We start from the raw sequence: 24,621 nt of genomic DNA on the forward strand, positions 1-24,621 counted from the left end.
ACCTCAACTGGAACGGCTCTATTAGGAGCCGGATACCGTCCTCCTTAGCGTGCGCACGACCGCGGGACTCGATCACCTCTGATTGATCCTGTCGCAATCAAGCACGAAGCAAACACGCTTGGGGACGGAATGTTGAACGACCTGAATTCGCCGCGCGCGGCGGCACTCCCTCTGGCCTGCGTATCGATCCTGCTGACGGCGCATGCAGCACAGGCGCAACAAGCAGGTCCGACCGCCGCCGCAACGGCACGCCCGGCCGTCACGGCAGCCGGCCCGTCGTCCTCCCCGAGTCAGGCCCTCCCGTCTGTCGTGGTCGACGCTCCGGTGCGGCGGCGCGCGGTCGCCCGGGCGCAACGAAGGCCCGCCGCCGCATCGCAGCCAGCCGCGCCGCGCGGGCGGACGACGCGCAACGATGCCGCCGCAGCGCCGGTCCCGTCGCTCGGCGCACAGCGGGCGGCCCAGCCGTCCAGCTACACGGGCGGCCAGGTCGCGCGCGGCGCGCAGCTCGGCCTGCTCGGCAACAAGGACTATATGGCGACGCCGTTCAGCCTCACCAGCTACACCGACCAGACCGTTCGCGATCAGCAGGCCACCAGCGTCGCCGAAGTGCTGACCAACAGCGACCCATCGGTTCGCGCCGCGATCGGCGCCGGCAACCGATACGATGCGCTGACCATTCGCGGCTTCCGCGTCGACAACAGCGACTTCGCGCTGAACGGGCTGTTTGGCCTCGTTCCGAACTATCGCATCAACCCGGCGCCGATCGCCCGCATCGAACTGCTCAAGGGCCCCGCCTCTTTCCTGTACGGGATGTCGCCGCGCGGCTCCATCGGCGGCACCGTCAACGTCGTGACCAAGCGGGCCGGCGACGATCCGCTGACCCGCTACACCGCCGGCTACATGTCCGATGCCCGCTTCACCAACAACATCGACGTCTCGCGCCGCTACGGCGACCAGAAACAGTGGGGCGTGCGCGCCAACGGCGCATTCGAAGGCGGTTGGCCGGCGATCGACGGACAGTCGATCCGTGACGGGGCCGGCTCGCTCGGCATCGACTATCGCAGTGAACGCTTCAGGTGGTCGGCCGACCTGATCTATCAGGATGATTGGCTCAAGTCCGGCACGCGCGGCTACGGCCCGGTGCCGGGAATCGCCGTGCCGGCGGCGCCCGATCCCAGGATCAACCTGTCCCAGCCGTTCGACTACTCACGTTCGCGGAGCGTCACCGGCCTCACGCGTGCCGAATACGATTTGACGCCCGACGTCACGGTGTTCGGCGCAGTCGGCGGGAACCTGTTCGGCTTCGACAAACGCGAGTCGCCGGGTCCGACGATTCTCAACTCGGCCGGCGATGCGCAGTCGACCTCGACGTTTCAGACCGGCAAGTCCGACGCCGTCTCTGGAGAAGCCGGCGTGCGGTCGCGTCTCACCACCGGGCCGATCGACCATGAAGTGGTCATCAGCGGCTCTGCATTGACGCAGACCAATTGGCTCGGACAAACGCTGTACGGAAATTATCGCACCAACATCTACGCCCCGACCATGCTGACCGGGCCGGGCCGACCGGCGTCTTATTTTCCGGAAAGCAAGGGCAGCACGCTCGAACTGCGGAGCATCGGGATGGCCGACACGCTGTCGATCCTGAACGGCGCCGTCCAACTGACCGTCGGCGCCCGTCAGCAGCAGGTGATCTCGAACAGCTACGCCCCGATCACCGGCGTCACCACGACGGCTTACGATCAGAGCGCGACATCGCCGTCGCTGGCTCTGGTGATTCGGCCGCTGCAGTATCTGTCGCTGTATGCCAGCTATATCGAAGGCCTGTCGGCGGGGCCCACCGCGCCGTCCGGGGCGGCGAACCCCAATCAGGTGTTCGCACCGTTCAAGAGCAAGCAATACGAGGTCGGCACCAAGCTCGACTTCGGACGGTTCGGCGCCACCCTGGCGGCGTTCCAGATCAGTCAGCCGAGCGGCGTGCTCGATCCGGTCACCAAGATCTTCAGCCTCGACGGCGAGCAGAGGAACCGCGGCATCGAGCTGATGACCTTCGGCGAGATCGCGAGCGGAGTCCGCATTCTCGGCGGCGTCACATGGCTTGACGCCCGGCTCACCCAGACGGCGGGACATCTCAACGACGGCAATCACGCCATCGCGGCGCCCGACCTGCAAGGCAATCTCGGCGTCGAATGGGATACGCCGTTCGTACCCGGTCTCACCGCAACCGCGCGCGCGGTGTATACCAGCAAGGCCTATGTCAGCGCCGACAATCTGCAGGACGTGCCGAGCTGGACGACGTTCGATATCGGCGCGCGCTATTTCACCAAGCTGGGCGGGCGGCCGACCACCTTCCGGGCCAGCGTGACCAACATCGCCGACAAGCGTTATTGGACCGCCAACCCGTCCGGCTACCTCATCCTCGGCATGCCACGCACGTTGTGGCTGTCGATGACGGTGGATTTCTGAGTGCGGCGGCCATCTCGATACGTGGCCGCCGCTGATCGGGCAGTCTTATCTCACCGGGGCCGGCGCCATCGCGCCGCCCTTGTGGGCCGGTGCCGGGGCAGCCTTGGCCTTGCCGGCGGTGCCGGGAACCGCGGCCGGCTTGCCGGCCTGCGCCGCCTGGGTCGCGGCCTGCTCGGGCATGAACTTGGCGACGATCTCCGGATCGAGTTGAGAGATCGCGCTGTCGGGCAACCTGAACCAGTCCTCGTCCTGGCCGAGTGCGGGCGTCATCAGATAGCCGCGCAGCGTCAGAGTCTGGCCATCGGGGCTGACCGTCAGCATCGCCTTCCACACGTCGCCGTTGCGCGGATCGAGGATGTTGCCGTTCTCATAGACACGGCCCTTCCGCTTCATGTCGCGGATCAGCGAGATGCCCAGGATCGGCTGGTTCTTGCGGTCGTCCTCGCATTCGTCGCAAATTGTCAGGTTGGGTTGCCCTGCCTGCGGAAAGCTCTTGGCGACGACGCCTTCGTACATGTTGTTGCCGCGATCGAGCATCAGCACCCAGACCACCGGCTTGCCGCCGGGCTTGCCGGTGTCGGTGCGCTGCCAGAGGCCTGCAGCGGTGGGTTCCGCGGCAACCGACGGGGCGGCCGCGGATAGCAACAGCGCGAAAGCCGCGACAGCGGCCTGCGCGACTAATCGGATCGGTCGATGTGTAGTCGGTCGATGTGTGATCATAGCAACACCTGAAACACCGCGATGAGACGACAATATGGCGGATCGATCCGGCAATCCAGTGAGCAGAGCGCGGCGGATCGGGACCGATTTTATGACGTGGCGATGTCAGCGGGCGACCTAACAGGCCGCGTCGCGGGAACCGGCCCCGTTGGGATCAGCGCGGAGCCGAGGCAGATCGCCACCGGCAACCAGAGCAGGACATAGAGATAGCCGAGATCGCTGGGGATGATCTCATAGTCGACCGAACTCGCCACCAATCCGGCCGCGAGCAACGCCAGTCCCGCGACCTTTCCGGTACGGCGGAATGCGCGCCAGCCGCTCACCAATGCGGTGAGCGCCACCGCCGCCAACGCAAGCGCCGCGATCACGCCGCCGCGGACGGCCGCACACATGAAGATGTTGTGACCGTTCATCACCTCGATGCCATTCGGCAGCGTAACGCGGGGATCGAAAGCAAGACCGTAGCCGAACCACGGCTTCAGCGTCACCATATGAAGATACACCGGCCACAGCTCGAACCGCAGACTGTCCTTACGCTGCACCAATTCACTCGCAAGCGGCGTCAGCAGCGTCGCCACCGCGGCGATCCCGACGAGCGCAACGACCGCCGCTGCGATCCGCCAATTGGCTGCGAGCAGCACCGCCACACCGATGCCGGCGAGCGTCGCCATCAATGATCCCCGGCTTCCCGACAGCAGCACCGCGGCGAGCAGCACCAGCGCAGACACAAACAGCAACACGAACTGCCAGGGACGCAACCGCCGCGTCGCCATCATCGCCACTGCGCCGACGCACGGCATCGCATACATCAGGCCGACGACGTTGGAATTGTAGTACAGGCTCAACCCCTTGGTGCCCTGCAGCCGCACCGTCAGCATCTCCGATACCGACCAATGGCTGAACGTGCCGACGTCGCGAATTGCGGCGAACGCCGCCACCGGCGCGAGCCAGAGAAACAACACGCGAAGAAAGTCGCCATCACGGCTGGCGAGATGAGCCACGATCATGATGAACACCAGCACCGCCGCGACGTAGCGGATGTTCTTCCAGAGCAAGGCGCCGGGCACGCCGTCGCCGAGCAGCGACGTGACGATGATGACAGCCATAAAGACGGCCGAGGCGAGGAAGACCCCGGACTTGACGATCGGCACGAGGTTGCGCAGCGGCAGCGCGGTGATCAGCAGCGTCGGCAACACCAGGAACCAGAGGATGGTCCGCGACAGCCAGATGTTGTGCATCAGATACATCAGGCACATCACCAGCACGAACAGCCGCTCCGGCGCTTTGACTGCCAACAGCCAGGCACGGCTCCGATCGAACAGCGAATTCGGCGGCGACGATTGAGCGGCAACAGACACCATGAAACCTCTATCTGGGGTGTGCAGACGACCCCGTCGCGGCCAGACCGCGCAGCACGCCGGCGAGCTGAGTTGCCGATTGAGCCCAGGTCACCGGGCGATAACCGGCGCGGATCGCAGCCTCGTGATGGGCAAGTTGCTCAGGCGCGGCAATCAGGTCAAGGATCGCGGTCCGCCAGGCTGCAAAATCAAGCGGATCAAGATGGCGGGCGAGACCTGCACCGGCTTCCGGGAGCGACGAGGCATCGGAGGCAAGGCAGTATTTGCCGAAGGCCAAGCTTTCAGATACCGGCAGTCCCCATCCCTCATAAAACGACGGATACAACGTGAACTGGCAGTGCTGGTACAGCCATGCCAGTTCGTCATCGCCGGCGCGCGGCAAATGGACGATCGAATCCGCCGTGACCGGATCGTTGGCGATCTGCCACAGCAGGTCGGCGCTCCCGAATCCAGGCTGGCCGACGATCACCAGCGTCGGCAGGTTGGGCGTGTTCTGCTGGGTGAGCCGGTGCCACAGGTGGTACAAGAGATCGAAATTCTTGCGCGACTGAATGGTCGAGACGCTGATCACGAAACGCGCGGCTTGCGTCTCGCTCAGCGCCGCCGGCCGCCGTGCCGTTTGCGGCGCCGGAATATCAGCGCCGAGATGGACGATCTCGACGTTGCCGCGCATCCCGCCATGGCGCTGCGCATAGCCGAGGATATCGCGCTTGGTCGCCTCCGAGATCGACACCACGAGATCGGTTTCCTTGATCAGGAACTGCGCATAGGCGTCGAACTTGGCGACGAAGTCGCCGCCGGCAAAGAACTGCGGCGCCACCGCCGGGATGAAGTCCTGGCACAGCGCCGCCACCTTGGTGCCGCGCTCGCGGCGCATCCGGACGACAGCAGAAAAATCGACCCGCGACCAGTTCTCGCCGGCCAGAAACAGCACCTCGCCGAGCCCGTCGCCGCCGAGCTTCGGCAGCGGCTCGGCCTGGCTCGCCTTGCGCAACAGCGACGCGGTCGCGCCGCGAACTGCGGTCTTCACGGTGCGCTCGACGGACTTGCCGATTGGCTTCAGCACAGCGGCGATCCCGCTCGCCTGCTTCGCCTTGGCCTTGCCGGCGACAGGCTTGCCGCTCAGATCGGGTGGGACTGCGACCGCGACGTAGTCGCTCCGCAACGGCTCGTAGCGGCAGAACCGCAACCCCGGCGCCATTTCGGCCGACAGAGCCCGGATGTAACTTTGTTCGACCCGCAGCGTACCGTTCATCTGGCCGGAGCGCGCCCGCGCGCTGGTCGAGACGTCCATCCACAGCCAGGGCTGATCGTTCCGGTCGGCGGGCTGATACAAGGTGCTGTCCGTCTTTGGTGTCCGGCCCGGCGGCCGCTGACCGGCGGGTCTAGCGGGTTCGGCTTTGCAGCGTCAATGCCGACCGCTTGCATTGCGTCCCCGCCCGGAGTCTAAGTTCCTCCGCTGGCCGGTCGAAGGCCTGCACAGCAATGAGGGATGGCGTGCCGCCGGAGCAGCCCGAAGTCTCGGTGATCATGCCGGTTCGTGACGGCGAACGATGGGTCGCCGAGGCGATCCGGAGCGTCCGGGACCAGACATTTGCCGACTTCGAGCTTTTGGTGATCGACGACGGTTCCGTGGACGCCACACCTGCGATTCTGGCCGAGGCTGCGGCCGCCGATCCGCGCTTGGTGATCCTGCAGCAGCGGCGCGACGGGCTGGTGGCTGGCCTCAACCGCGGGCTGGAGGCTGCACGGGCCATGCTGATCGCGCGGCTCGACGCCGACGACATCGCCCTGCCCGACCGGCTGGCGCGGCAGGTTGATTATATGGAGCAACACCCAGAGGTGGTTCTGCTCGGCGGCTGGGCCACTGTCATCGACGAGAACGGTCAGCCCAAGGGCCGCGACATGCGCCCGAGCCCGGACGGTTTGCGGGCGACCCTGATGAAGAAAAGCCCGTTCATCCATCCGACCGTGATGTTCCGCGCCGAGGCCGCGCGCCGGGTCGGCGGCTATCACGCCGCGTTCGAAGCCGGCGAGGACTACGATTTCTGGCTGCGGCTGGCCGACGTCGGCGAGGTGGCGATTCTGCCGGAACTGTCGATCCGCTACCGCGAGCACGGCGGCAGTGTCACCCGCACGCGACAACTGCGCCAGATCTACTCCGCCCGCCTCGCCAAACTCGCCGCTGCGGCCCGACGCGCCGGCCAGCCGGACCCATCCACCGCCCTGACCGCGCCGCCGGACTGGCACGATCCCGCTCCTGGCCGATTCGAGCGCGACAGCTCAAGGCTGTTCCGGATTCTCGAACTCGCCGACCCGATCATCGCCGCCGCAACCCCGGCCTCGGCGATCGATCTCGACGCCATTGCCTCCCAGCTCCGCAACCTGACAGCTGGCGAACGCAAATTCGCGCGAGCCGCGATTCAGAACCTGCTGCGCCGTGAAGACCTCACCATCCCGAGGGCAGCGCTGTGGGGACTTCTGCTCCGGCTCGGGCCGCTCAAAGCGGCAAAATTGCTGCTCGGCGGCAAGTAGCAGCCCCAACACGACGGCAAGTCAGTAGCCTCGTCATGCATTACGAGCGAGCAAAGCAATCCAGATAGATGGAATGAAAAAGGGCGCACCCGCCGGCGCGCCCTTCAATCGCTTTCCTGGTATCGGACGTCGCGATTAGTTCACACCGAGCTTCTTCTGCAGATTGGTCGACGAGGTCGTGTACTGGAACACGACGCGCTTGTCCGGATAGACGTACTTGACGGCCTTCTGCGCCATCAGCGCGCCTTCGTGGAAGCCCGACAGGATCAGCTTCAGCTTGCCCGGATAGGTATTGATATCGCCGATCGCGAAGATGCCCGGGACGTTGGTTTCGAACGTGCCGGTGTCGACCGGGATCAGGTTGTTCTCGAGATCGAGACCCCAGTTCGCGACCGGGCCGAGCTTCATGGTGAGACCGAAGAACGGCAGCATCGCGTCGCACTTGATCTGCGACACCGAGTTGTCGTTGAGCTTCACAGTGGCGCCGGTGAGCTGGCCGTTATCACCCTGCAGCTCGGTGATCTGGCCGATCTTGAGGTCGAGCTTGCCGTTGGCGACGAGCTGGCGCATCTGCTCGACCGAATGCGGCGCGCCGCGGAAATCGTCGCGGCGATGCACCAGCGTCATGCTCTTGGCGATCGGGTTGAGGTTGAGCGTCCAGTCCAGCGCGGAGTCGCCGCCGCCGACGATCAGGATATCCTTGCCGCGGAAGTCTTCCATCTTGCGCACCGCGTAGTGCACCGACTTGCCCTCGTAGGCTTCGACGCCCGGCACCGGCGGACGCTTCGGCAGGAACGAACCGCCACCGGCCGCCACCACCAGCACGGTGCATTCGAACACATTGCCGGCGTTGGTGGTGACGCGGAACCCCGGATCGCCGATCTTCTCGACGTTCTCGACCATCTCGCTGAGATGGAAGGTCGGATTGAACGGCTTGATCTGCTCCATCAGCGCCTCAGTGAGGCCGTGGCCGGTAATCATCGGCACGCCGGGAATGTCGTAGATCGGCTTCTCCGGATAGAGCTCAGCGCATTGGCCGCCCACTTTGTCGAGGATGTCGACGAGATGCGCTTTGACGTCCAGCAGACCCAGCTCGAACACGGCGAATAGTCCGCACGGACCGGCGCCAACAATCAGCACGTCGGTTTTGATCGTTTCGGTCATCTTTGCTTCTTTGTCGGTTGAAGATGTTCGGACGCGGACCGTCCGGTCGCGGCCTGTCTAACCAAGCCAGGCGGGGGAGAAAAGCCATAAAAGACCATTGGTATCTTGTTCTAGCGCAAGATTTGCGTTCAATGGTTCTAAAAAGCCCGGAGAATGGCCCTTGACCGCACGATCCCGTGACCACGCGCTGCCGCAGCTCGCCGACTTCCCGTTCCGTCTCGCGGACAACGTCCGCTTCGCCGACCTCGATCCAAACAACCACGTCAACAACGCGGTTTACGCCAGTTATTTCGAGACCGGCCGGGTCACCTTGATGAAGGACCCGAACAACGGACTGATCCCCCCTGGACTATCCTGGGTGCTGGTACGGCTCGACATTCACTTCCGTAGTGAGCTGCACTGGCCGGGCAAGATCGAGCTCGGGCTCGGCCTGGTCAAACTGGGGCGCACCTCGACGCATTTCGATCAGGTGGTTTTCTCGGAGGGCGTCTGCGTCGCCTCGGCGCGCGCCGTCACCGTGCTGGTCGACGAGACCAGCCGCAAGCCCGCGCCGCTGACCGAACAGATCATCGCCAATCTGGCGCCGTGGTGGCACCGCGGCGTCGAGCACGATTGATCGAGGCGTCTTGGCCAGATGATAGTTCGCATCGGCCGGCCGCGACGCGCGCAGGATCCGTGGGAGACATAAACCGCGGTCCGCGCGCTGTCGCATAACAGCCTGTACAACGGCTGCCGGTGGATGAGATCAGCGCGGCTCAGGCTTGGCGTTCGGGCGTGGTCACGACCAGCCCGTCGAGTTCGCTCGAGACCTTGATCTGGCACGACAGCCGCGAGTTCGGGCGCACGTCGTAGCCGAAGTCGAGCATGTCTTCTTCCATCGGCGACGGAGCGCCGACCTTCTCACGCCAGGCTTCGTCGACATAGACGTGGCAGGTCGCGCAGGCGCAGGCGCCGCCGCATTCTGCCTCGACGCCGGGGATCGCGTTGCGGATCGCCGCTTCCATCACGGTCGCGCCTTCCTCGACGTCGACAGTACGTGTTTCACCGGTGTGATCAACGAAGTGAATCTTGGCCATGATTGCTCGTCGGACGCTTTGCTCGTTTTATGAATTATGGGCTGACGCGCCAGTCCTATAGCGTCTCGGCCGGCGTTCCGCCAGCCGTCGCGCCCGTCAAAAGCCGGAACCGGCCGGCTTGGCGCGCGCGTCGATCACGGCGCGGACGTGCTCGACCGCCGCTTCGAGCACCATCAGCGGCTCGGCGGCGTCATCATTGCGGCTCAGCGCGTCTTCGACCGCAGCGGCGGCGTCGGCCACCCCGAACGCGCCGATCGCACGCGCCGACCCTTTCAACGTATGCGCGAGCGCAGCCGCATCGGGCGGCCAGGAGGCGAGCAGCGCCATCAGACTGGCCGCCTGCGCGGTGAACAGCAGCAGCACCTCGCGCTCGAGCGCGGGGTCGCCCAGCGTCATCTTATAGAGATGTGCGTCGTCGATCGGCTCAAGGTCCGGAACCAGAGGCGGTGATGGCATCCATTCGATCCGTTCGACCCGTAGCGGCACATTCACCTCGGCACAGAATTGCGGTTTTCCACATCTGGACAATCCAGGCCGAGAAGCGAACCATGAGTCTGGTTAACGTATCCTTGCCGGTGCAAGCGCACCGTTTTGGCACAGTGTCGCGAAGTTGCCGCGCTTAAGTCGCTAAAATGCCACCGTTACCGCTCGGCCAAGTAGGATTTTTCCGTTCTCCGAAGGGCTTAGCCCCGGATGCCGTTAACGATGATTAAGAAAGTCTTAATCCGAACCATTTCATTCGCTCGAACCAGCCAATAGGATGTTTGAGGAAGTGGCGGACAAAAGCGCGGTGGGAATGGGGTTCAACTTCGCCGTGCTGGGGGAGCACCGAGGGGCCTGTCTGCGGTCTCCACTGAACCGACGTCCCCGGATGCGTAACAAGGGCGTAAATCAAGATGGCGAACAATCCTAAGAAGATCAAAGATCCGACCGAAGTCGCGCTGTCGGCGATTCAGGAAGCCCTGAACATCCCCGATGCGCCGCCGGCCGGTGACGATCAGGCCGAAGGGCCGAAGGAAAGTGCGTCAATTTCGGACACCGAGCCTGGCCTGCCCGATCTGCCGGAACTGACGGCCGAGCCTCGGATCGCGCCGCCGCCGCCGCCGAGCTTCGAGCCGGTCGCCGACCGCAGCTTTGCCTCCCGCCCCGCCAACGACGACCGCGAAACCATCGGCCAGCTGCTGCAGTCGCTGCAGAAGGGCCGCACCACCCGCAACGTCTACACCCTCGCCACCATCTTCACCGCAGTCTGGCTGATCGGCGGCATCGCCCTCACCGTCGCTTTCCTCCCCTCGCTGCAGGCGCTGGTCGGTCAGGGCAGCGGCGGCACGTTGGCGCTCGCCGGCCTCGCCGCATTGTTCTTCGCGCCGGTGATGCTGTTCTATTTCCTCGCCAGCCTCGCCTGGCGCGGCCAGGAACTGCGGATGATCGCGCAGTCGATGGCGCAGGTCGCGATCCGGTTTTCCGAACCCGAGATCGCCGCCAGCGACTCGGTGGTGACGGTCGGCCAGGCGATCCGCCGCGAGGTCGCCGCGATGGGCGACGGCGTCGAGCGCGCGATCGCGCGCGCCAGCGAACTCGAAGCCCTGGTCGCCAACGAAGTGTCGGCACTGGAGCGCGCCTATTCGGACAACGAAGTACGCATTCGCGCGCTGCTGCAGGACATCGCGCATCAGCGCGACAACCTGGTCGGCCAGGCCGAGCAGGTCCGCAGCGCGATTTCCGGCGTGCAGATCGACCTCCGCCACGACATCGCTCTGATCTCGGACGCGATCGCCAGCCGGGTCGACGAAGTCGCCAAGAGCATCACCAGCGCGCTGGAAGAGCGCGGCGCCCACATCACCAGCGCGCTCAGCCACGCCGGCGACAACATGATTCTGGCGCTCGGCGAGCGCGGCGGCGAACTGCTCGACCGCCTCGAAGAGGCCAGCTCCGAGACCACCCGCGCGGTGCTCGACGCCAGCGAGCGGCTGACCACCAGCCTCAATTTCAAGACCGGCCACGTCCACGCCGAATTCGTCGAACTGGCCGATCGCGTCCACGACATGATGAACGAGCGGCTCGACCGCATCACCACCGATTTCGAGCAGCGCTCCTCGACCATCATCGACGGCATTTCGGAGCGCACCGAACAGGTGCAGGATTCGCTGAAGAACTCCGGCGACTCGCTGCTGCTCGAACTCGAGCTGCGGAGCACCGATCTCGTCAGCAAGATCGACGACGCCGGCCATCGCCTCGCCGATCAGATCCTGACCAGCGGCGACAAAGCTAGCGAAGCGCTCGACGTCACCGTCAACACCCTGGTCGCCAAGGTGGTGAGCCAGACCGAGACCGCCCACGATACGCTCAGCATCCAGATGAGCGCGTTCGACGACCTGGTGAAGCAGCAGGGCACCGAGCTCGCCGAGAAGTTCGCGCGCGACAGCGGCACGCTCGGCGCGCTGATCACCCGCCACATCTCCGAGTTCGATCGCACCGTGAAGACCTTCGGCGGCGAGATCGTCGAGCGGATGGGCCAGCGCACCCAGGACATCAACGAGACCCTGAAGACCTACGTCGACAGCTTCGACCAACGGGTGACCACCAGCTCCGGCGAGATCACCGCGCGGCTGGACGATCGTCTGCATCAGTTCGAAGGCCTGTTCGATACCCGCGTCGGCAGCATCGACAGCGCGATCGACACCCGCCTCAAGGCGCTCGACGACACCGTCAGCAATCACCTCAATTCGCTCGACCGCATCCTCGACACCCGCACCGAGGCGGTCACCGGCAACATCGACGGCCGGATCGAGAAGCTCGCCTCGACGCTGTCGACCGGCGCCGCCACTGCGGCGGAAGCCATCGACACAAGGATCGTGCAGCTCAGCACCACGCTGTCGACCGGCACCTCGAGCGCGGCGGAACTGATCGACGGACGCATCGCGACGCTGACCACCACGTTGTCGACCGGTGCGGCCAACGCCGCCGAAGTGATCGACGACCGCATCACCACGCTGACCACGACGCTGTCGACCGGTGCGGTGCAGGCGATCGAGGCGATCGACTCGCGGCTGACCCACCTCACCCACTCGCTCACCGACGGCACCGCGCAGGCGATCGACGCGATCGACCGCCGCATCGGCGCCGTTACCGAAACGATCGACGGCCGCACCGCCAATCTCAGCTCCACCGTCAGCGCCCGCTTCCAGGAGATCCACGACGGCCTGGAGAACCGCGTCACCGCGGTGATCAACGACGTCGATCTGCGGGTGACGCAGTTCGAGGACCTGCTTGGCTCGCGCATCGAAGCGGTCGCCGGCCGGTTCGAAACCAGCGGACGCGAAGCCAGCGAGATGCTGATGGCGCGCGCCGAAGAGCTGTCGCTCGGCATCAAGACCAACGTCGCGGACGCCGAACGCACCCTGACCAACCTCGTGGTCGGCACCACCGACACCATCCGCAGCAGCACCCAGACGGCACGGGACTCGATGCTGTCGGTGTCGAGCGATGTCTCCGCTCAGCTGCAGGTCACCTCCGCGGAGATCGAACGCGCCCTCACCTCGGTCGGCACCACGGCTGCTGCCACGGTTGTGTCGAGCGCGACCGAAGCCCAGGCCAAGCTGGCGACCGTTTCCAGCGAAGCGGCAATGCAATTCCGGTCGGTGTCGGACGACATCGAGCGCACGCTGTCGGCTGCCGGCACCGCGACGGCTGCCACCGTGCTGGCTGGCGCTCGCGAAGCGCAGACGACGCTGGTTTCGACGTCCACCGACGTTACCAGGCAGGTGAAGTCGCTGGCGTCCGACATCGAGCGCACCCTCACTGAAGTGGGCGGCAACGCCGCGGCTTCGCTGCTCGGCAGCGCCCGCGAGGCGCAGAGCACACTCACGAGCACCTCGACCGAAGTCGTCACTAAGGTGAAGTCGCTGGCCTCGGAGATCGAGCGCACCCTGACCGACGCCGGCGGCGCCACCGCGGCTTCGGTGCTCGGCAGCGCCCGCGAGGCGCAGACCGCGCTGACCACCACCTCCACCGAGGTCGCCAATCACGTCCGGTCGCTCGCAACCGACATCGAACGCACCCTGACCGGGGCCGGCGACACCACCTCCGCCTCGGTACTGGCGAGCGCCCGCGAGGCCCACGCCACGCTGGTGTCGGCGTCGTCCGAAGTCACCGGCCAGATCCGTTCGCTGTCCACCGACATCGAGCGCACGCTGTATGCGGCCGGCAACGCGACCGCCGAAGCCGTGCTCGGCGGCGCCCGCGCGGCGCAGTCGACCCTGGTCTCGGCCTCGGAAGAGTCTGCCGAGAAGGTCAAGGCGCTGAGCGCCGAAGTGCAGCGCACCCTCACCGACGCCGGCAGCTCGACCGCCAGCGCGATCATCGCCGGAGCCCGCGAGGCCCACACCACTCTGGTGACGGTGTCGTCGGAAACCGCCAGCCAGGTGACGACGCTCACGGCCGACGTCGAACGCCGCCTGTCGGCGGCCGGCACCAGCACCATCGAGACCATCGTGGCCGGTGCGCGTGAAGCGCAGAACACCCTGGTGGCGACCTCGACCGAAGCCGCCAACCAGGTCAAATCGCTGGCCGGCGACATCGAACGCACGCTGACCACCGCCGGCAGCGCGACCGCCGGCACTCTGCTGGCCAGTGCGCGCGAAGTGCAAACCACGTTGGTGTCGAGCACGACCGAATCGGCCGATCAGGTTCGATCGATCGCCGCCGATGTCGAGCGCACCCTGGTGGCCGCCGGACGCAGCACCGCAGACTCGATCCTGGCCGGTGCCCGCGAGGCGCAGACCACGCTCACCACCGCGTCCGACGAAGCCGTCAACCACGTCAAGTCGCTGGCGGTCGATGTCGAACGCACGCTCACCAGCGTCGGCGCCGCCACCGCTTCGACCATTCTCGACAGCGCCCGCCACGTGCAGGCGACGCTGACCTCGAGCTCGGTCGACGCCGCCAGCCAGATCAAGGCGATCTCCGCCGAGATCGAACACACGCTGTCGACCGTGACGAGCAACACCACCGACCACATCCAGGTCAGCGCCTCGGCGGCGCAGTCGACCCTGGTGGCGATGTCGAACGAGGTCAGCGCCAAGATCAAGTCGACCTCGGCCGACGTCGAGCGTTCGGTGTTCGCGGCCAGCGGCAGCTTCGGCTCGACGATCACCGCCAAGAGCGAAGAGATCGTCGGCTACGTCCAGCAGCAGGCCGAGCGGCTGTCGCAGATCATCGACGGCAAGCGCGGCGTGCTGGTGGAGGCCATCAGCGGCAAGACCAGCCAGCTCACCGTCGAGATCGACCGCGTCACCAGCGATGCGCTGAACGCCATCGAGTCCCGCGGCAAGACCTTCTCGAACTCGATCCTGACCAACGGCACCGAGGTCGCCCGCTCGATCACCGGCGCCGGCGATCTCGCCACCAACGCGATCAACAAGTCGCTCAAGGACCTCGACTTGGCGTCGCGGTCGGCGATCGAACAGTCGCGTCAGGTCTCGATCACTGCGGTCACCGAGATGCAGGAGACCAGCAAGATCCTGCGCACCGACACGGTGGCGCTGTTCGAGCGGCTGCGTGAAGGCAACATCCTGCTGCAGGAGGTGCTGACCGGCGCCCACGAGAACCTCAACTCGCTGGAGCGCGCGCTGGTCACCCGTGTCGCCGACTTCGTCACCACCATGAACGAGGTCAACGCCCGCAGCGGCAACGCGACGCGGACGCTGGAAGACCAGCTCACCGGCTTCCACTCTAAGACCGCCAAGGCGCTGGAAGATCTCGGCGCGCTGTCGGCGCAGTTCGAAGCCCACGGCCGCGCCTTGGCCGATGCGGCCGACCTGCTCGAGCACAGCAACCGTGCGGCATCGAGCTCGGTGAACGATCGCAAGGAGTCGCTGGAATCGCTGGTGACCACCATCGATCTGCGCACCACCGATCTCGACCAGCGGCTCGGCCGATTCACCAACCTGCTGGATGAATCGCTCGCCGCCGCCGAAGAGCGCGCCCGCGACGTTGCCCGGATCGTCGCCGAGACCGCCGGCGCCGGCTCCGCCAGCATCACACAGCAGTTCGAAGCGGTGCGCAGCGCCGCCGAACAGGAGCGCCGGCTCACCGTCGAGGCGATGCACCAGGTGTATCAGCAGGGTACCCAGGAAGCCGACGCGCTGTTCAAGCAATCGGCCGACCGCTTCACCTCGATCGTCCAGGGCATCAAGCAGATGGCTGCCGAGATGCACCACGAGCTCGAAGCCACCCGCGAAGAGCTGCGCCGCGGCGTGCTCGAAATTCCGCAGGAGGCCGCCGAAAGCACCGCGCAGATGCGCAAGGTGATCGTCGACCAGATCGAGGCGCTGGCCGAGCTCAACCGCATCGTCGCCCGCCACGGCCGCGGCATGGACGTGGTGACGCCGACCCGCGCCGCCGCCGTCACCACCCGCGAGGCGGAGCCGGTGCTGGCCGCCGCCAGCGGTGGACGGGCCGAAACGGTCGCCGCCCGCCCGGCACCGCGCGGTCGCGACTCCAGCGCCGCGACGCTGCCGCCGCCGGACCTCGGCCTGCCGGCCGGCCCGCGCCGCACCGAAGCGCCGTCGGTCGCCCCGAGCAACGCCGACCAGGGCCGTGACGGCTGGCTGTCGGAGCTGCTGAACCGTGCCGACACCAGCGCCGAGCGCGAGCCGCCGCGGGGCCGCGCCGCGCAGGCTGCGATGAGCGGCAATCCGCTGGAATCGCTGTCGCTCGACATCGGCCGGCTGATGGATCGCAACCTCGCGCTGGAAATGTGGGAGCGCTATCAGCGCGGCGAGGCGAAGTCCTTCACCAAGCGGTTGTACACGCCGGCCGGTCAGAAGGCGTTCGACGAGGTCGCCCGCAAGTATCGCAGCGACCGCAGCTTCAAGCAGACCGTCGACCGCTACATCGCCGAGTTCGAGCGCCTGCTCGATGAAGTGGCCCGCGACGACAACGCCCCGCAGGCGCTGCGCAACCACCTCGCGTCCGAGACCGGCCTGGTCTACACGCTGCTGGCGCACGCGGCGGGACGGCTGGGGTAAGATATGCCCCTGCCCGGCCGGGCGGCAGACTAAGTAATCGATCCAAAGCGGGGGCCGTCGGCTCCCGCTTTTCGTTTGGCGTTGTGGAAGCCCGGCTGCATCGCTATCTCACGTCGAGACGCTTTTCGATTTCCGCCCCGCATCAGGCCGAGGACGCACCATGCCTTCTGAACCCCGCTCGCCTCGCCTTGCCGTTCTGATCGATGCCGACAACGCATCCGCAAAGATCGCCGACGGCCTGTTCGAAGAGATCGCGAAGATCGGCGAAGCCAGCGTTCGCCGGATCTACGGCGACTTCTCCACCCCGCGCTCGAAGGGCTGGGCCGACGTTCTGGCGAAGCACGCCATCATCCCGCAGCAGCAGTTCGCCTACACCACCGGGAAGAACGCGTCCGACATCACGCTGGTGATCGACGCGATGGACCTGCTTCTCAGCGGCCGGTTCGAAGGCTTCTGCCTGGTTTCGTCGGACAGCGACTTCACCCGCCTCGCCTCCCGGATTCGCGAGCAGGGCGTCGATGTGTTCGGCTTCGGCGAACAGAAGACCCCGGAGAGTTTCCGGCAGGCGTGCCGGCGCTTCGTCTACACCGAGAACCTGATCGCCGGCGCGGCCGACAGCAAGGGCACCGCGTCGACCGCGAAGCCGCTGCAGCCTCCAAGCGCGGCCACGCCGATCATCGAGCGAGTGATCAAGCAGATGGAAAGCGAAGACGGCTGGGTATCGCTCGGTGAAGTCGGCAAACGCCTGTCCAATCTGGCCTCCGACTTCGATCCGAGAACCTTCGGCTTCCGCAAGCTGAGCGATCTCGTGCGCAAGACCAACGCGTTCGAGCTGGAGCAGCAGAACGGACACTCGATGCGGATTCGCCTGAAGCCGACCGGCGCACCGGCCGCCAAAACGCCGTCTCCGCGCAAGCGTGCTGCAAGACCGAACCCGCGCCGGAGCGACGGCGCGGCGTCCTGACCGTCGACTCAAGTTGTCCGTGCCAGCCCGGCACGGGTATCTGCCAGCACTCACGATCAGATCGCGCCCGCCCTTTCGAGATCAGGCAACAGCTACATTCAGCGGCCGTCGACCGTCTGCTGCTCACCGGCCGCGCGGCTCAGGCTGAGGTCCACGACGTTGTCCATCGGCGTCAGGAACGATCGACGATGGGTGATCGCCAGCACCGTGACGTCGGCGGCAATCGCCCGGATGTGATCCATGATGTCGCGCTCGGTGTCCTCATCGAGCGCGGAGCTGACCTCATCGAGAAACAACACCGCCGGAGCGCCGTACAGAGCCCGCGCGATCGCAATCCTCTGGCGCTCCCCGCCGGAGAGTTTGAGACCGCGTTCACCCACAGCGGTGTCGAAACCGTCCGGCAGGGATTCGATCAGGTCGAGGATCGCGGCCTTGCTCGCCACATCGCGCAATCGCGCTTCGTCCCGCTCCCGGCCGAGCAGGATGTTGTCGGCCAGACTCTCGTTGAGCAGGATCACCTCCTGCGGGACGACGGCGATCATCCTGAACCAATCGGCGCGCGCGATCTGCCGGATGTCGGTGCCGTCCACGGTGATCCGGCCTTGCTTCGGCTCGAGGGACTTCAAGGCGAGCTTGAAGACCGTCGATTTTCCCGAGCCGGTCTCGCCGACAATGAAAGTAATAGCGCCGCGTCCGGCGGAAAATCCGACAGCTGATACGCCTCTGCCATTCCCGTAGTCGTAGCCGACCTGTTCGAATGTGATGGTTCCGTCGGACATGCCGAAGGGGACCGACGATCGATCGTCGTGTTCTTCCGGAGCGTTCCACAGACGGGTCAGCGGCACCAATTGTGCTCGTGATCGGGCAAAGCTGTCCATGGTCTGCGCGATCATTTCGAACGGGGTGTTGAGCTGCAGCAGCAGAGCGTTGAACAGTACGATGTCCCCGATGCTGACGAGCCCCGCCTGATATCTCGGCAACAGCAGCGCGAAGTTGACCGCGAACTGGGTTGCGAGACCGATGCCGAGCAGAGCCGAAGTTCCTGCCCGCCTCAGCATGTAGGCCCGCCACCCGTCCCTCACGGCACCTGCCCGTTCGGCGAAGCGCCGGCTCATCCAGGTCGAGCCGCCGAGCTGACGCAAGGTTTCCATCGCGTTCATCGCGTTGCCGGCGAACCGTGCGTTGTCCTGGCTGGCAGCCATCGCCGCGTCCAGGAGCTGCTGCGACCGCCGCGTCGACCCGAGTGTCACGAAAACGACGATCGCGCCGTAGGCCGCGACCGCGAGGACGATCTGCAGATCGAGCAGATAGCCGAGCGTGAACAGGGTCAGCCCGACTTGCGTCGCGCTCGGGAGCCAGACGATCAGAGCGATGTTCGCGATGGTCGTCAGAGCCCCTTGTCCCTGACGGACCGCATTCTGAATCTCGGCGGGATTATGCTCGATGAAGAACTCGGAGCGCTTCCTCAAGATTCGCCCGAACAGCTCGGTGGAGACGAAATATCCGAGATTCTCGGAGATGATCACCGAGAGATACTGGACCACCCGGCTCAAGACGGACGCGATCCCGATCAGCGCCGCATAACCAAACAGCGCGTAAAGCAATTCGCCGGACTCGCCGGCCTTTGGCAATTGGTCGATCGCGCGGGAGAACAGATAAGGCGCCGCGACGCTGGCTGCGCTGGAGATCACGGCGATAACGACGACGACCGAAAGCGATCGCCAGTCCTCGCGAACATGGTTGCGCAAGATCTCGACGGCAGGGCTGGGTCCAGAACTATTGGCCATGCAGCACTCCCGCGATCGCAACCGTCTTCAGGGGTTCGCTGTCTTAGACGTCCGGGATTACGACATCCACCGTCTTGCCGATCGATTACAACGATTCAAGCAACGCCTGGGAAACCAGCGACGTTTCGAACGACATCGCGTCGCGATCGCGCAGATGGTGCAGGCGGTCGCGACGCCACGAGCGCGCAGAGCTTGACCGTCTCCTGGCCGATCACGGCCGCCTCCGCCCTGCGCTTGTTACTGCGCCCGTCGGCGCGGCGGGCGTGGTTGTTCGGCGCGGGCGGCCGCCGGAGGGGCCTGCTGGGCGGTATTGCTCGGCCCGAACAACACCCGGGTCGGGTTGCGGTCGAAATTGTTCACCGCGCGGCTGATGTCGGCGAGGGTGCGGCGGCCGTCGAGAATCAGCGCGCCGGAGCGCCGGTCGAGATTGTCGGCGAGCTCGCGGAACGACTTCACCGCGTGGAACAGCTCGCCGCCGTCCTTGCCGCCGGCCAGCGCGTCGATGCCCTGCATCACGCTGTCGGTCTTGGCGATCACGCTGTCGACGCGGGACACGATGCTGTCGATCTTGTCAGAGCTGCGCGCCAGGCCCGAGGTGAAGGTCTGCAGATTCTCCAGTGAGGTCTTCACCGACTCCTGATTGTCGGCGACCAGGCGGTTGACGTTGCGCAGCGTCGCTTTGATCGACTCGGAGATGTCCTGCAGCAGTTCCGGATCAGCGGTCAGCACCGGGGTGCCGTCGTCGTCGAGCGGCACCGGCGGCGCGGTCTCCGAGCCGCCCTTCAGCGAGATCGCGGCGACGCCGGTCAGGCCCTGGAATTCCAGGCCGACCTGGGTGTCCTTGCGGATCGGCGCGGTGTTCTCGACCATCGCCAGCGCCACCACGCGGCGCGGATTGTCGAGCTTGACCGACACCACTTCGCCGACCCGGACGCCGTTGAAATTGACGCTGCCGCCGTTGCGCAGGCCGGAGGCCGCGCCCTCGAAGATTACTCGCAGCGGGCTGCGCGCCTTGCTGGTGTGCAGGCTCTGAAACCACAACACGAACCCGAACGCCGCGGCGATCACCGCGAGGGTGAACGTGCCGATCAGGAAGTAATTCGCACGCGTTTCCATTTGGCCTTTACTCCACACCAGTCCGCGGCTGCGCCGGCCCGCACCACGCCGCGCCACGCGGCAGGCTTTGAGCGCAGATTGCGGAAGCAAAACGACGCGCCAACGGCGCGACGATCGAAATTTTCAGGCACGCACCACTCATGGCGAACCGACCACTGCGCGGGCGCGCTTGCCGTGAAAATACGAGCGCAGCCACGGATGCTGCGACGCCTGCATATCGGCGATGGTTCCGGCCGCGATCACCTTGCCGTCCCCCAGCACCGCGATGCGGTCGCAGGCGGTGTGCAGGCTGTCGAGGTCGTGGGTTACCATGAAAACCGTCAGGCCCAAAGTGCGCTGCAACGTCCGCACCAGCTCGTCGAAATCGCCGGCGCCGATCGGGTCGAGTCCCGAGGTCGGCTCGTCGAGGAACACCAATTCCGGATCGAGCGCCAGCGCGCGGGCCAGCGCCACGCGCTTAATCATGCCGCCGGACAGTTCCGACGGATAGCGGTCGATCACTTCCGGCTTCAGCCCGACCATCACCAGCTTGGCGATGGTGATCTCGTCGAGCAGCCGCTGCGACAGCTTGAGATATTCCCGCACCGGGAACTGGATGTTCTGCCGCACAGTCAGCGACGAGAACAGCGCGCCCTGCTGGAACAGGATGCCCCATCGCCGCTCGACGCCGCGGCGTTCCGCCTTGCCGGCGTTGTCGAGGTCGATACCGAACACTTCGATGCTGCCGCTCACCTTCGGCACCAGGCCGATGATGGTGCGGGTCAGCACCGATTTGCCGGCGCCCGACGGGCCGACGAAGCCGAGGATCTCCCCGCGCCGCACATCGAGATCGAGCCCGTTCAGCACCTTTGTGGCGCCGAACTGCACGGTGATGTCGCGCACCCGGATGATCGGATCGGCCGCTGCCGTCATCGTCAGATTCCAATTCCCGCAAAGAAGATCGCGAACACGCCGTCCATCACGATCACGAAGAAGATGCTCTTCACCACCGACGCGGTGGTGTGGCTGCCCAGCGACTCGGCGCTGCCCTGCACCGCCAGCCCCTCGACACAGGCGACGATGCCGATCACCGCCGCCATCACCGGGGCCTTGATCATGCCGACGGTAAAGTGGTCGATCGAGATCGCGTCGCGCAGCCGCAGCAGGAACGCCTCGGGATCGACGCCGCCATACAGCCAGGCGACCAGGCCGCCACCATACAGCGCCGCCATCGCGCCGAGGAAGGTCAGGATCGGCACCGCCAGCACCAGCGCGATCAGCCGCGGCACGATCAGCACGTCGATCGGATCGAACCCCATGGTGCGCAGCGCGTCGATCTCCTCGCGCATCTTCATCGAGCCGAGCTCGGCGGTGTAGGCGCTCCCCGACCGGCCGGCCACCATGATCGAGACCAGCAGCACGCCGAGCTCGCGCAGCACCAGGACGCCGAGCATGTCGACCACGAACACGTCGGCGCCGAATTTGCGGAAATGGAAGATGCCCTGCTGGGCGACGATGCAGCCGATCAGGAAGGTGATCAGCACGATGATCGGCACCGCGCGCCAGCATACCTGTTCGAGGTGGTGCACCGTCGAGGTCAGCCGGAACGAGGTCGGCCGGATCACGATCCGGCCGAGCCCGGCCAGCACCGCGCCCATCATGCTGATCAGCGCGACGATGTCGTCGAAGAACGCGTACATGGTGCGGCCGAGCTTTTCGACCGGTCCGCGCAGCGACCATCCGGATTTCGGCGGCAGCTCTGCCGCGCCGACCTGGCGGACTTCGTCGACCAGGCTGGCGTAGTTGGTCGACAGGCCGGAAATCAGCGCCTCAGCCCCGTCCCGGCCGAGATTGCGCCGCAGCCGCTCGATCAGCCAGGCCCCGAAGGTGTCGAGCCGCGCGATACCGGAGACGTCGATCGACACGTTCGGCTTGCTGCCGGCGATCTGCTCGGCTTCGGCGACCAGCCGCTCCAGCGCCGGCGCGAACCGGGCCGTCCAGGATCCCGACGCGCACAGCGCCAGCCCTTCGCCACGCGCGATCCGTTCGAGCGACGGGCCGCCCTCCAACGCTATCTGCTGTGTCATTTTGAGCCAATCCGGTTTCGACCGTCGCCTTGCGGGACAAGCGCTTTACCAGCCATACTTGTCAGCTCCGGGCAACCCTCGGATTGAGCTGACAAGGCCTGCAAATGTCCTCCCCCATCACCTCGGAGCTGACGGCCCGCATCGAGCGCTGGCCGATCGCCGGCGCCTTCACCATCAGCCGTGGTGCCAAGACCGAGGCAGTCGTGGTGGTGGCCGAGCTGCGGTCCGGCGGCTATGTCGGCCGCGGCGAATGCGTTCCCTATGCGCGCTATGGCGAGACCCCGGACGGGGCGCTCGCCGCGCTGGAAGCAATGCGCGCTCCGCTCGCCGCCGGCCTGGACCGCGCCGCGCTACAGGCCGCGATGCCGCCCGGCGCCGCCCGCAATGCGCTCGACTGCGCGCTCGTCGATCTTCAAGCCAAGGCGAGCGGCCGGCGCGCCTGGGAGCTGCTCGGCAGCGCGCCGCCGCGGCCCGCCGTCACCGCCTACACCATCTCGCTCGGCACGCCCGAGGCGATGGCCGAGGCCACTGCCAGAGCGGCGGCCCGGCCGCTGCTCAAGATCAAGCTCGGCGGCGACGGTGACGCGCAGCGGATCGCCGCCGTGCGCCGTGCCGCGCCGAATGCCGAACTGATCGTCGATGCCAACGAAGCCTGGACGCCGGACAATCTCGCGCAAAATCTCGCCGCCTGCGCAGGTGCCGGCGTGACGCTGGTCGAGCAGCCGCTGCCGGCCGGCCGCGACGAGGCGCTCGGCGAGATCGCGCGTCCGATCGCGGTGTGCGCCGACGAGAGCGTGCACGACCGCGCCTCGCTCGCCGCGCTGCGCGGCCGCTACGATGCGGTCAACATCAAGCTCGACAAGACCGGCGGCCTCACCGAGGCGCTGGCGATGGCCGAGGCCGCGCAGGCGCTCGGCCTGCAGGTCATGGTCGGCTGCATGGTGGCGACGTCGCTGGCGATGGCGCCGGCGATGCTGCTGACGCCGTTCGCCCGCTTCGTCGATCTCGACGGCCCGCTGCTGCTGGCGCGCGACCGCGACGACGCCCTGCGCTACGACGGCAGTACCGTCTATCCGCCTGAACCGGCGCTGTGGGGCTGAGCAGCGCTCGCCGGCGCGAGCAGCCGGCGGCGCATCAGCAGCAGGACCACCGCCCCGGCGAAGCCCATCACCGCCATCATGTCGTAAACCGCCATGCCATAATGCGCGAACACCGCGCCGGAGGCGATCGAGGCGGAGCTCATCACCAGTCCGGTCGCAGCGGTGTAGTAGCCCTGCCCGCGCGCGATCACATGGCCGGGCACATGGCGCACCAGCAGCCCCATGGTGCCGATCTGGGTGAGGCCGAAGGTCAGGCCGTGAAGTAACTGCACCGCGGTGAGCAGCGGCAGCGATGGATCCAGCGCGGTGATCGACCAACGCAGCACCGCGCTCAGCGCGCCGCCCAGCATCAGCCACATCGGCGACCAGGTGAACCGCGGCGACAGCGCGAACACCACGATCTCGGCGACGACGCCGAGCACCCACAGCGCCGCGATCGTGGTGCCGCTGAAGCCGGCGCCCTGCCAGACGATCGATGCGAAAGTGTAGTACGCCGCGTGGCTGCCCTGGATCAGCGCCGCAGCGATGATGATCGCCAGGAAGGTCGGACTGCGCAGCAGCGCCGCACCGCGCTGCGGCGTCGCCGGTTTGGCCGGGGCATCGAGCGGCCGCAAGCCGAAACCGGCGATCGCGCCGAGCCATGCGGCGGCGGCTATCAGCCAGATCAGATGCTCAGGCGCCACCACATCGGCGAGCACGCCGCTGATCAGCGCGCCGGCGATGAAGGCGGCCGAGCCCCACAGCCGCAGCGGCCCGTAGTTCAGCCCATAGCGTGCGACCGCCTTCAGCGCGTAGCCGTCGGTCAGCGGGACGATCGGCGTCCAGAAACAGGCGGTGAGCACGAACACCACGAAGATCAGCAGCGGTCCACGTAAGATTCCGAGGAGGGAGAATCCGAGGGCGGTGATCAGTGCGGTAGTGATCATTGCGGCGCGGATCGCATTGCGCCGTTCGGCCGCCGCGGTGATGAAAGGCAGCAGCGTGAAACGCGTCACCGCCGGCGCGGCGACGATCACGCCGATCCAAGAAGCCTCGATTCCAACGGCCTTCAGCCACACCGTGAAGAACGGCAGATAGGTGCCGGTGACGGTGAAGGTGGTCGCGTAGAACACCGCAAGCCGAAGCGCGAATCGGCTTACAATTGGTGATGGAGTGGGGATTTGTGATTCGAAAGACATCAATTCAATTGCGATTCGACGCGGATCGTGGTGATCGTTATCGTGACACGCAGTGATTTGTGC

The 24,621-nt window shown here is 66.2% G+C and carries 17 protein-coding genes; 6 read left to right on the plus strand and 11 right to left on the minus strand.

What is annotated here, in order from left to right; all coding sequences use genetic code 11:
• Positions 1–129 precede the first annotated feature (129 nt).
• On the plus strand, positions 130–2,463 hold the full coding sequence (locus DNX69_RS24725) for a TonB-dependent receptor (RefSeq protein ID WP_110788657.1): 2,334 nt from the start codon (positions 130–132) through the stop codon (positions 2,461–2,463).
• 45 nt (positions 2,464–2,508) lie between these two features.
• Here DNX69_RS24725 and DNX69_RS24730 read toward each other — a convergent pair whose 3' ends face one another.
• The 3 genes from DNX69_RS24730 to DNX69_RS24740 form a co-directional block, all read right to left on the minus strand.
• Positions 2,509–3,183 (minus strand): DUF2147 domain-containing protein, encoded by a 675-nt coding sequence (locus DNX69_RS24730; RefSeq protein ID WP_110788658.1) that lies wholly within the window; start codon positions 3,181–3,183, stop codon positions 2,509–2,511.
• An 89-nt stretch (positions 3,184–3,272) separates the two neighbouring features.
• A complete protein-coding gene (locus DNX69_RS24735) occupies positions 3,273–4,544 on the minus strand; it encodes an O-antigen ligase family protein (protein WP_110788659.1) in 1,272 nt (423 codons plus the stop codon).
• A 7-nt stretch (positions 4,545–4,551) separates the two neighbouring features.
• A complete protein-coding gene (locus DNX69_RS24740; RefSeq protein ID WP_110788660.1) occupies positions 4,552–5,877 on the minus strand; it encodes a glycosyltransferase family 4 protein in 1,326 nt (441 codons plus the stop codon).
• 149 nt (positions 5,878–6,026) lie between these two features.
• On the opposite strand from DNX69_RS24740, the gene DNX69_RS24745 reads away from it, so the two are divergent.
• Positions 6,027–7,076 (plus strand): glycosyltransferase family 2 protein, encoded by a 1,050-nt coding sequence (locus tag DNX69_RS24745; protein WP_110788661.1) that lies wholly within the window; start codon positions 6,027–6,029, stop codon positions 7,074–7,076.
• 135 nt (positions 7,077–7,211) lie between these two features.
• On the opposite strand, the gene DNX69_RS24750 is transcribed toward DNX69_RS24745, so the two are convergent.
• A complete protein-coding gene (locus DNX69_RS24750) occupies positions 7,212–8,240 on the minus strand; it encodes an NAD(P)/FAD-dependent oxidoreductase (protein WP_110788662.1) in 1,029 nt (342 codons plus the stop codon).
• 160 nt (positions 8,241–8,400) lie between these two features.
• On the opposite strand from DNX69_RS24750, the gene DNX69_RS24755 reads away from it, so the two are divergent.
• On the plus strand, positions 8,401–8,856 hold the full coding sequence (locus tag DNX69_RS24755; protein WP_110788663.1) for an acyl-CoA thioesterase: 456 nt from the start codon (positions 8,401–8,403) through the stop codon (positions 8,854–8,856).
• Between the two features lie 139 nt (positions 8,857–8,995).
• Here DNX69_RS24755 and DNX69_RS24760 read toward each other — a convergent pair whose 3' ends face one another.
• Positions 8,996–9,316: a 2Fe-2S iron-sulfur cluster-binding protein gene (locus tag DNX69_RS24760; protein ID WP_110788664.1), complete on the minus strand. Its 321-nt coding sequence runs from the start codon at positions 9,314–9,316 to the stop codon at positions 8,996–8,998.
• Between the two features lie 96 nt (positions 9,317–9,412).
• Positions 9,413–9,772 (minus strand): Hpt domain-containing protein, encoded by a 360-nt coding sequence (locus tag DNX69_RS24765; protein WP_110788773.1) that lies wholly within the window; start codon positions 9,770–9,772, stop codon positions 9,413–9,415.
• A 440-nt stretch (positions 9,773–10,212) separates the two neighbouring features.
• On the opposite strand from DNX69_RS24765, the gene DNX69_RS24770 reads away from it, so the two are divergent.
• Both DNX69_RS24770 and DNX69_RS24775 read left to right on the plus strand, forming a co-directional pair.
• Positions 10,213–16,347: a negative regulator of septation ring formation gene (locus DNX69_RS24770; RefSeq protein ID WP_110788665.1), complete on the plus strand. Its 6,135-nt coding sequence runs from the start codon at positions 10,213–10,215 to the stop codon at positions 16,345–16,347.
• 160 nt (positions 16,348–16,507) lie between these two features.
• Positions 16,508–17,311 (plus strand): NYN domain-containing protein, encoded by an 804-nt coding sequence (locus DNX69_RS24775; RefSeq protein WP_110788666.1) that lies wholly within the window; start codon positions 16,508–16,510, stop codon positions 17,309–17,311.
• Positions 17,312–17,409: 98 nt separating this feature from the next.
• Here DNX69_RS24775 and DNX69_RS24780 read toward each other — a convergent pair whose 3' ends face one another.
• The 4 genes from DNX69_RS24780 to DNX69_RS24795 form a co-directional block, all read right to left on the minus strand.
• Positions 17,410–19,098: an ABC transporter ATP-binding protein gene (locus DNX69_RS24780; RefSeq protein WP_110788667.1), complete on the minus strand. Its 1,689-nt coding sequence runs from the start codon at positions 19,096–19,098 to the stop codon at positions 17,410–17,412.
• A 237-nt stretch (positions 19,099–19,335) separates the two neighbouring features.
• Positions 19,336–20,214 (minus strand): MlaD family protein, encoded by an 879-nt coding sequence (locus tag DNX69_RS24785; protein ID WP_110788668.1) that lies wholly within the window; start codon positions 20,212–20,214, stop codon positions 19,336–19,338.
• Between the two features lie 138 nt (positions 20,215–20,352).
• Positions 20,353–21,126 carry an ABC transporter ATP-binding protein gene (locus DNX69_RS24790; RefSeq protein ID WP_110788669.1) on the minus strand — a complete coding sequence of 258 codons (774 nt, stop codon included), beginning with the start codon at positions 21,124–21,126 and terminating at the stop codon, positions 20,353–20,355.
• A gap of 2 nt (positions 21,127–21,128) precedes the next feature.
• Positions 21,129–22,280: an ABC transporter permease gene (locus tag DNX69_RS24795; RefSeq protein WP_110788670.1), complete on the minus strand. Its 1,152-nt coding sequence runs from the start codon at positions 22,278–22,280 to the stop codon at positions 21,129–21,131.
• A gap of 104 nt (positions 22,281–22,384) precedes the next feature.
• Here DNX69_RS24795 and dgcA point away from each other — a divergent pair, with 104 nt between their 5' ends.
• The gene (dgcA, locus tag DNX69_RS24800; RefSeq protein ID WP_110788671.1) at positions 22,385–23,380 is read left to right on the plus strand and encodes an N-acetyl-D-Glu racemase DgcA; all 996 of its coding nucleotides are present in this window, start codon (positions 22,385–22,387) and stop codon (positions 23,378–23,380) included.
• Here the strand turns inward: dgcA and DNX69_RS24805 are convergent.
• Positions 23,350–24,558: an MFS transporter gene (locus DNX69_RS24805; protein ID WP_110788672.1), complete on the minus strand. Its 1,209-nt coding sequence runs from the start codon at positions 24,556–24,558 to the stop codon at positions 23,350–23,352. The genes dgcA and DNX69_RS24805 overlap by 31 nt on opposite strands.
• Between the last annotated feature and the right edge of the window lie 63 nt (positions 24,559–24,621).

This window comes from Rhodopseudomonas palustris (assembly GCF_003226555.1).
Taxonomy (GTDB): Bacteria; Pseudomonadota; Alphaproteobacteria; order Rhizobiales; family Xanthobacteraceae; genus Rhodopseudomonas; species Rhodopseudomonas palustris_I.

What these genes read in the sequence shown, in the direction of transcription:
- DNX69_RS24805 (WP_110788672.1), bottom strand. Translation starts at nt 24,558, where the DNA reads ATGTCTTTCGAATCACAAATCCCCACTCCATCACCAATTGTAAGCCGA.
- DNX69_RS24785 (WP_110788668.1), bottom strand. Translation starts at nt 20,214, where the DNA reads ATGGAAACGCGTGCGAATTACTTCCTGATCGGCACGTTCACCCTCGCG.
- DNX69_RS24775 (WP_110788666.1), top strand. Translation starts at nt 16,508, where the DNA reads ATGCCTTCTGAACCCCGCTCGCCTCGCCTTGCCGTTCTGATCGATGCC.
- DNX69_RS24750 (WP_110788662.1), bottom strand. Translation starts at nt 8,240, where the DNA reads ATGACCGAAACGATCAAAACCGACGTGCTGATTGTTGGCGCCGGTCCG.
- DNX69_RS24770 (WP_110788665.1), top strand. Translation starts at nt 10,213, where the DNA reads ATGGCGAACAATCCTAAGAAGATCAAAGATCCGACCGAAGTCGCGCTG.
- DNX69_RS24790 (WP_110788669.1), bottom strand. Translation starts at nt 21,126, where the DNA reads ATGACGGCAGCGGCCGATCCGATCATCCGGGTGCGCGACATCACCGTG.
- DNX69_RS24735 (WP_110788659.1), bottom strand. Translation starts at nt 4,544, where the DNA reads ATGGTGTCTGTTGCCGCTCAATCGTCGCCGCCGAATTCGCTGTTCGAT.
- DNX69_RS24760 (WP_110788664.1), bottom strand. Translation starts at nt 9,316, where the DNA reads ATGGCCAAGATTCACTTCGTTGATCACACCGGTGAAACACGTACTGTC.
- dgcA (WP_110788671.1), top strand. Translation starts at nt 22,385, where the DNA reads ATGTCCTCCCCCATCACCTCGGAGCTGACGGCCCGCATCGAGCGCTGG.
- DNX69_RS24730 (WP_110788658.1), bottom strand. Translation starts at nt 3,183, where the DNA reads ATGATCACACATCGACCGACTACACATCGACCGATCCGATTAGTCGCG.
- DNX69_RS24725 (WP_110788657.1), top strand. Translation starts at nt 130, where the DNA reads ATGTTGAACGACCTGAATTCGCCGCGCGCGGCGGCACTCCCTCTGGCC.
- DNX69_RS24745 (WP_110788661.1), top strand. Translation starts at nt 6,027, where the DNA reads ATGAGGGATGGCGTGCCGCCGGAGCAGCCCGAAGTCTCGGTGATCATG.
- DNX69_RS24765 (WP_110788773.1), bottom strand. Translation starts at nt 9,772, where the DNA reads ATGCCATCACCGCCTCTGGTTCCGGACCTTGAGCCGATCGACGACGCA.
- DNX69_RS24780 (WP_110788667.1), bottom strand. Translation starts at nt 19,098, where the DNA reads ATGGCCAATAGTTCTGGACCCAGCCCTGCCGTCGAGATCTTGCGCAAC.
- DNX69_RS24795 (WP_110788670.1), bottom strand. Translation starts at nt 22,280, where the DNA reads ATGACACAGCAGATAGCGTTGGAGGGCGGCCCGTCGCTCGAACGGATC.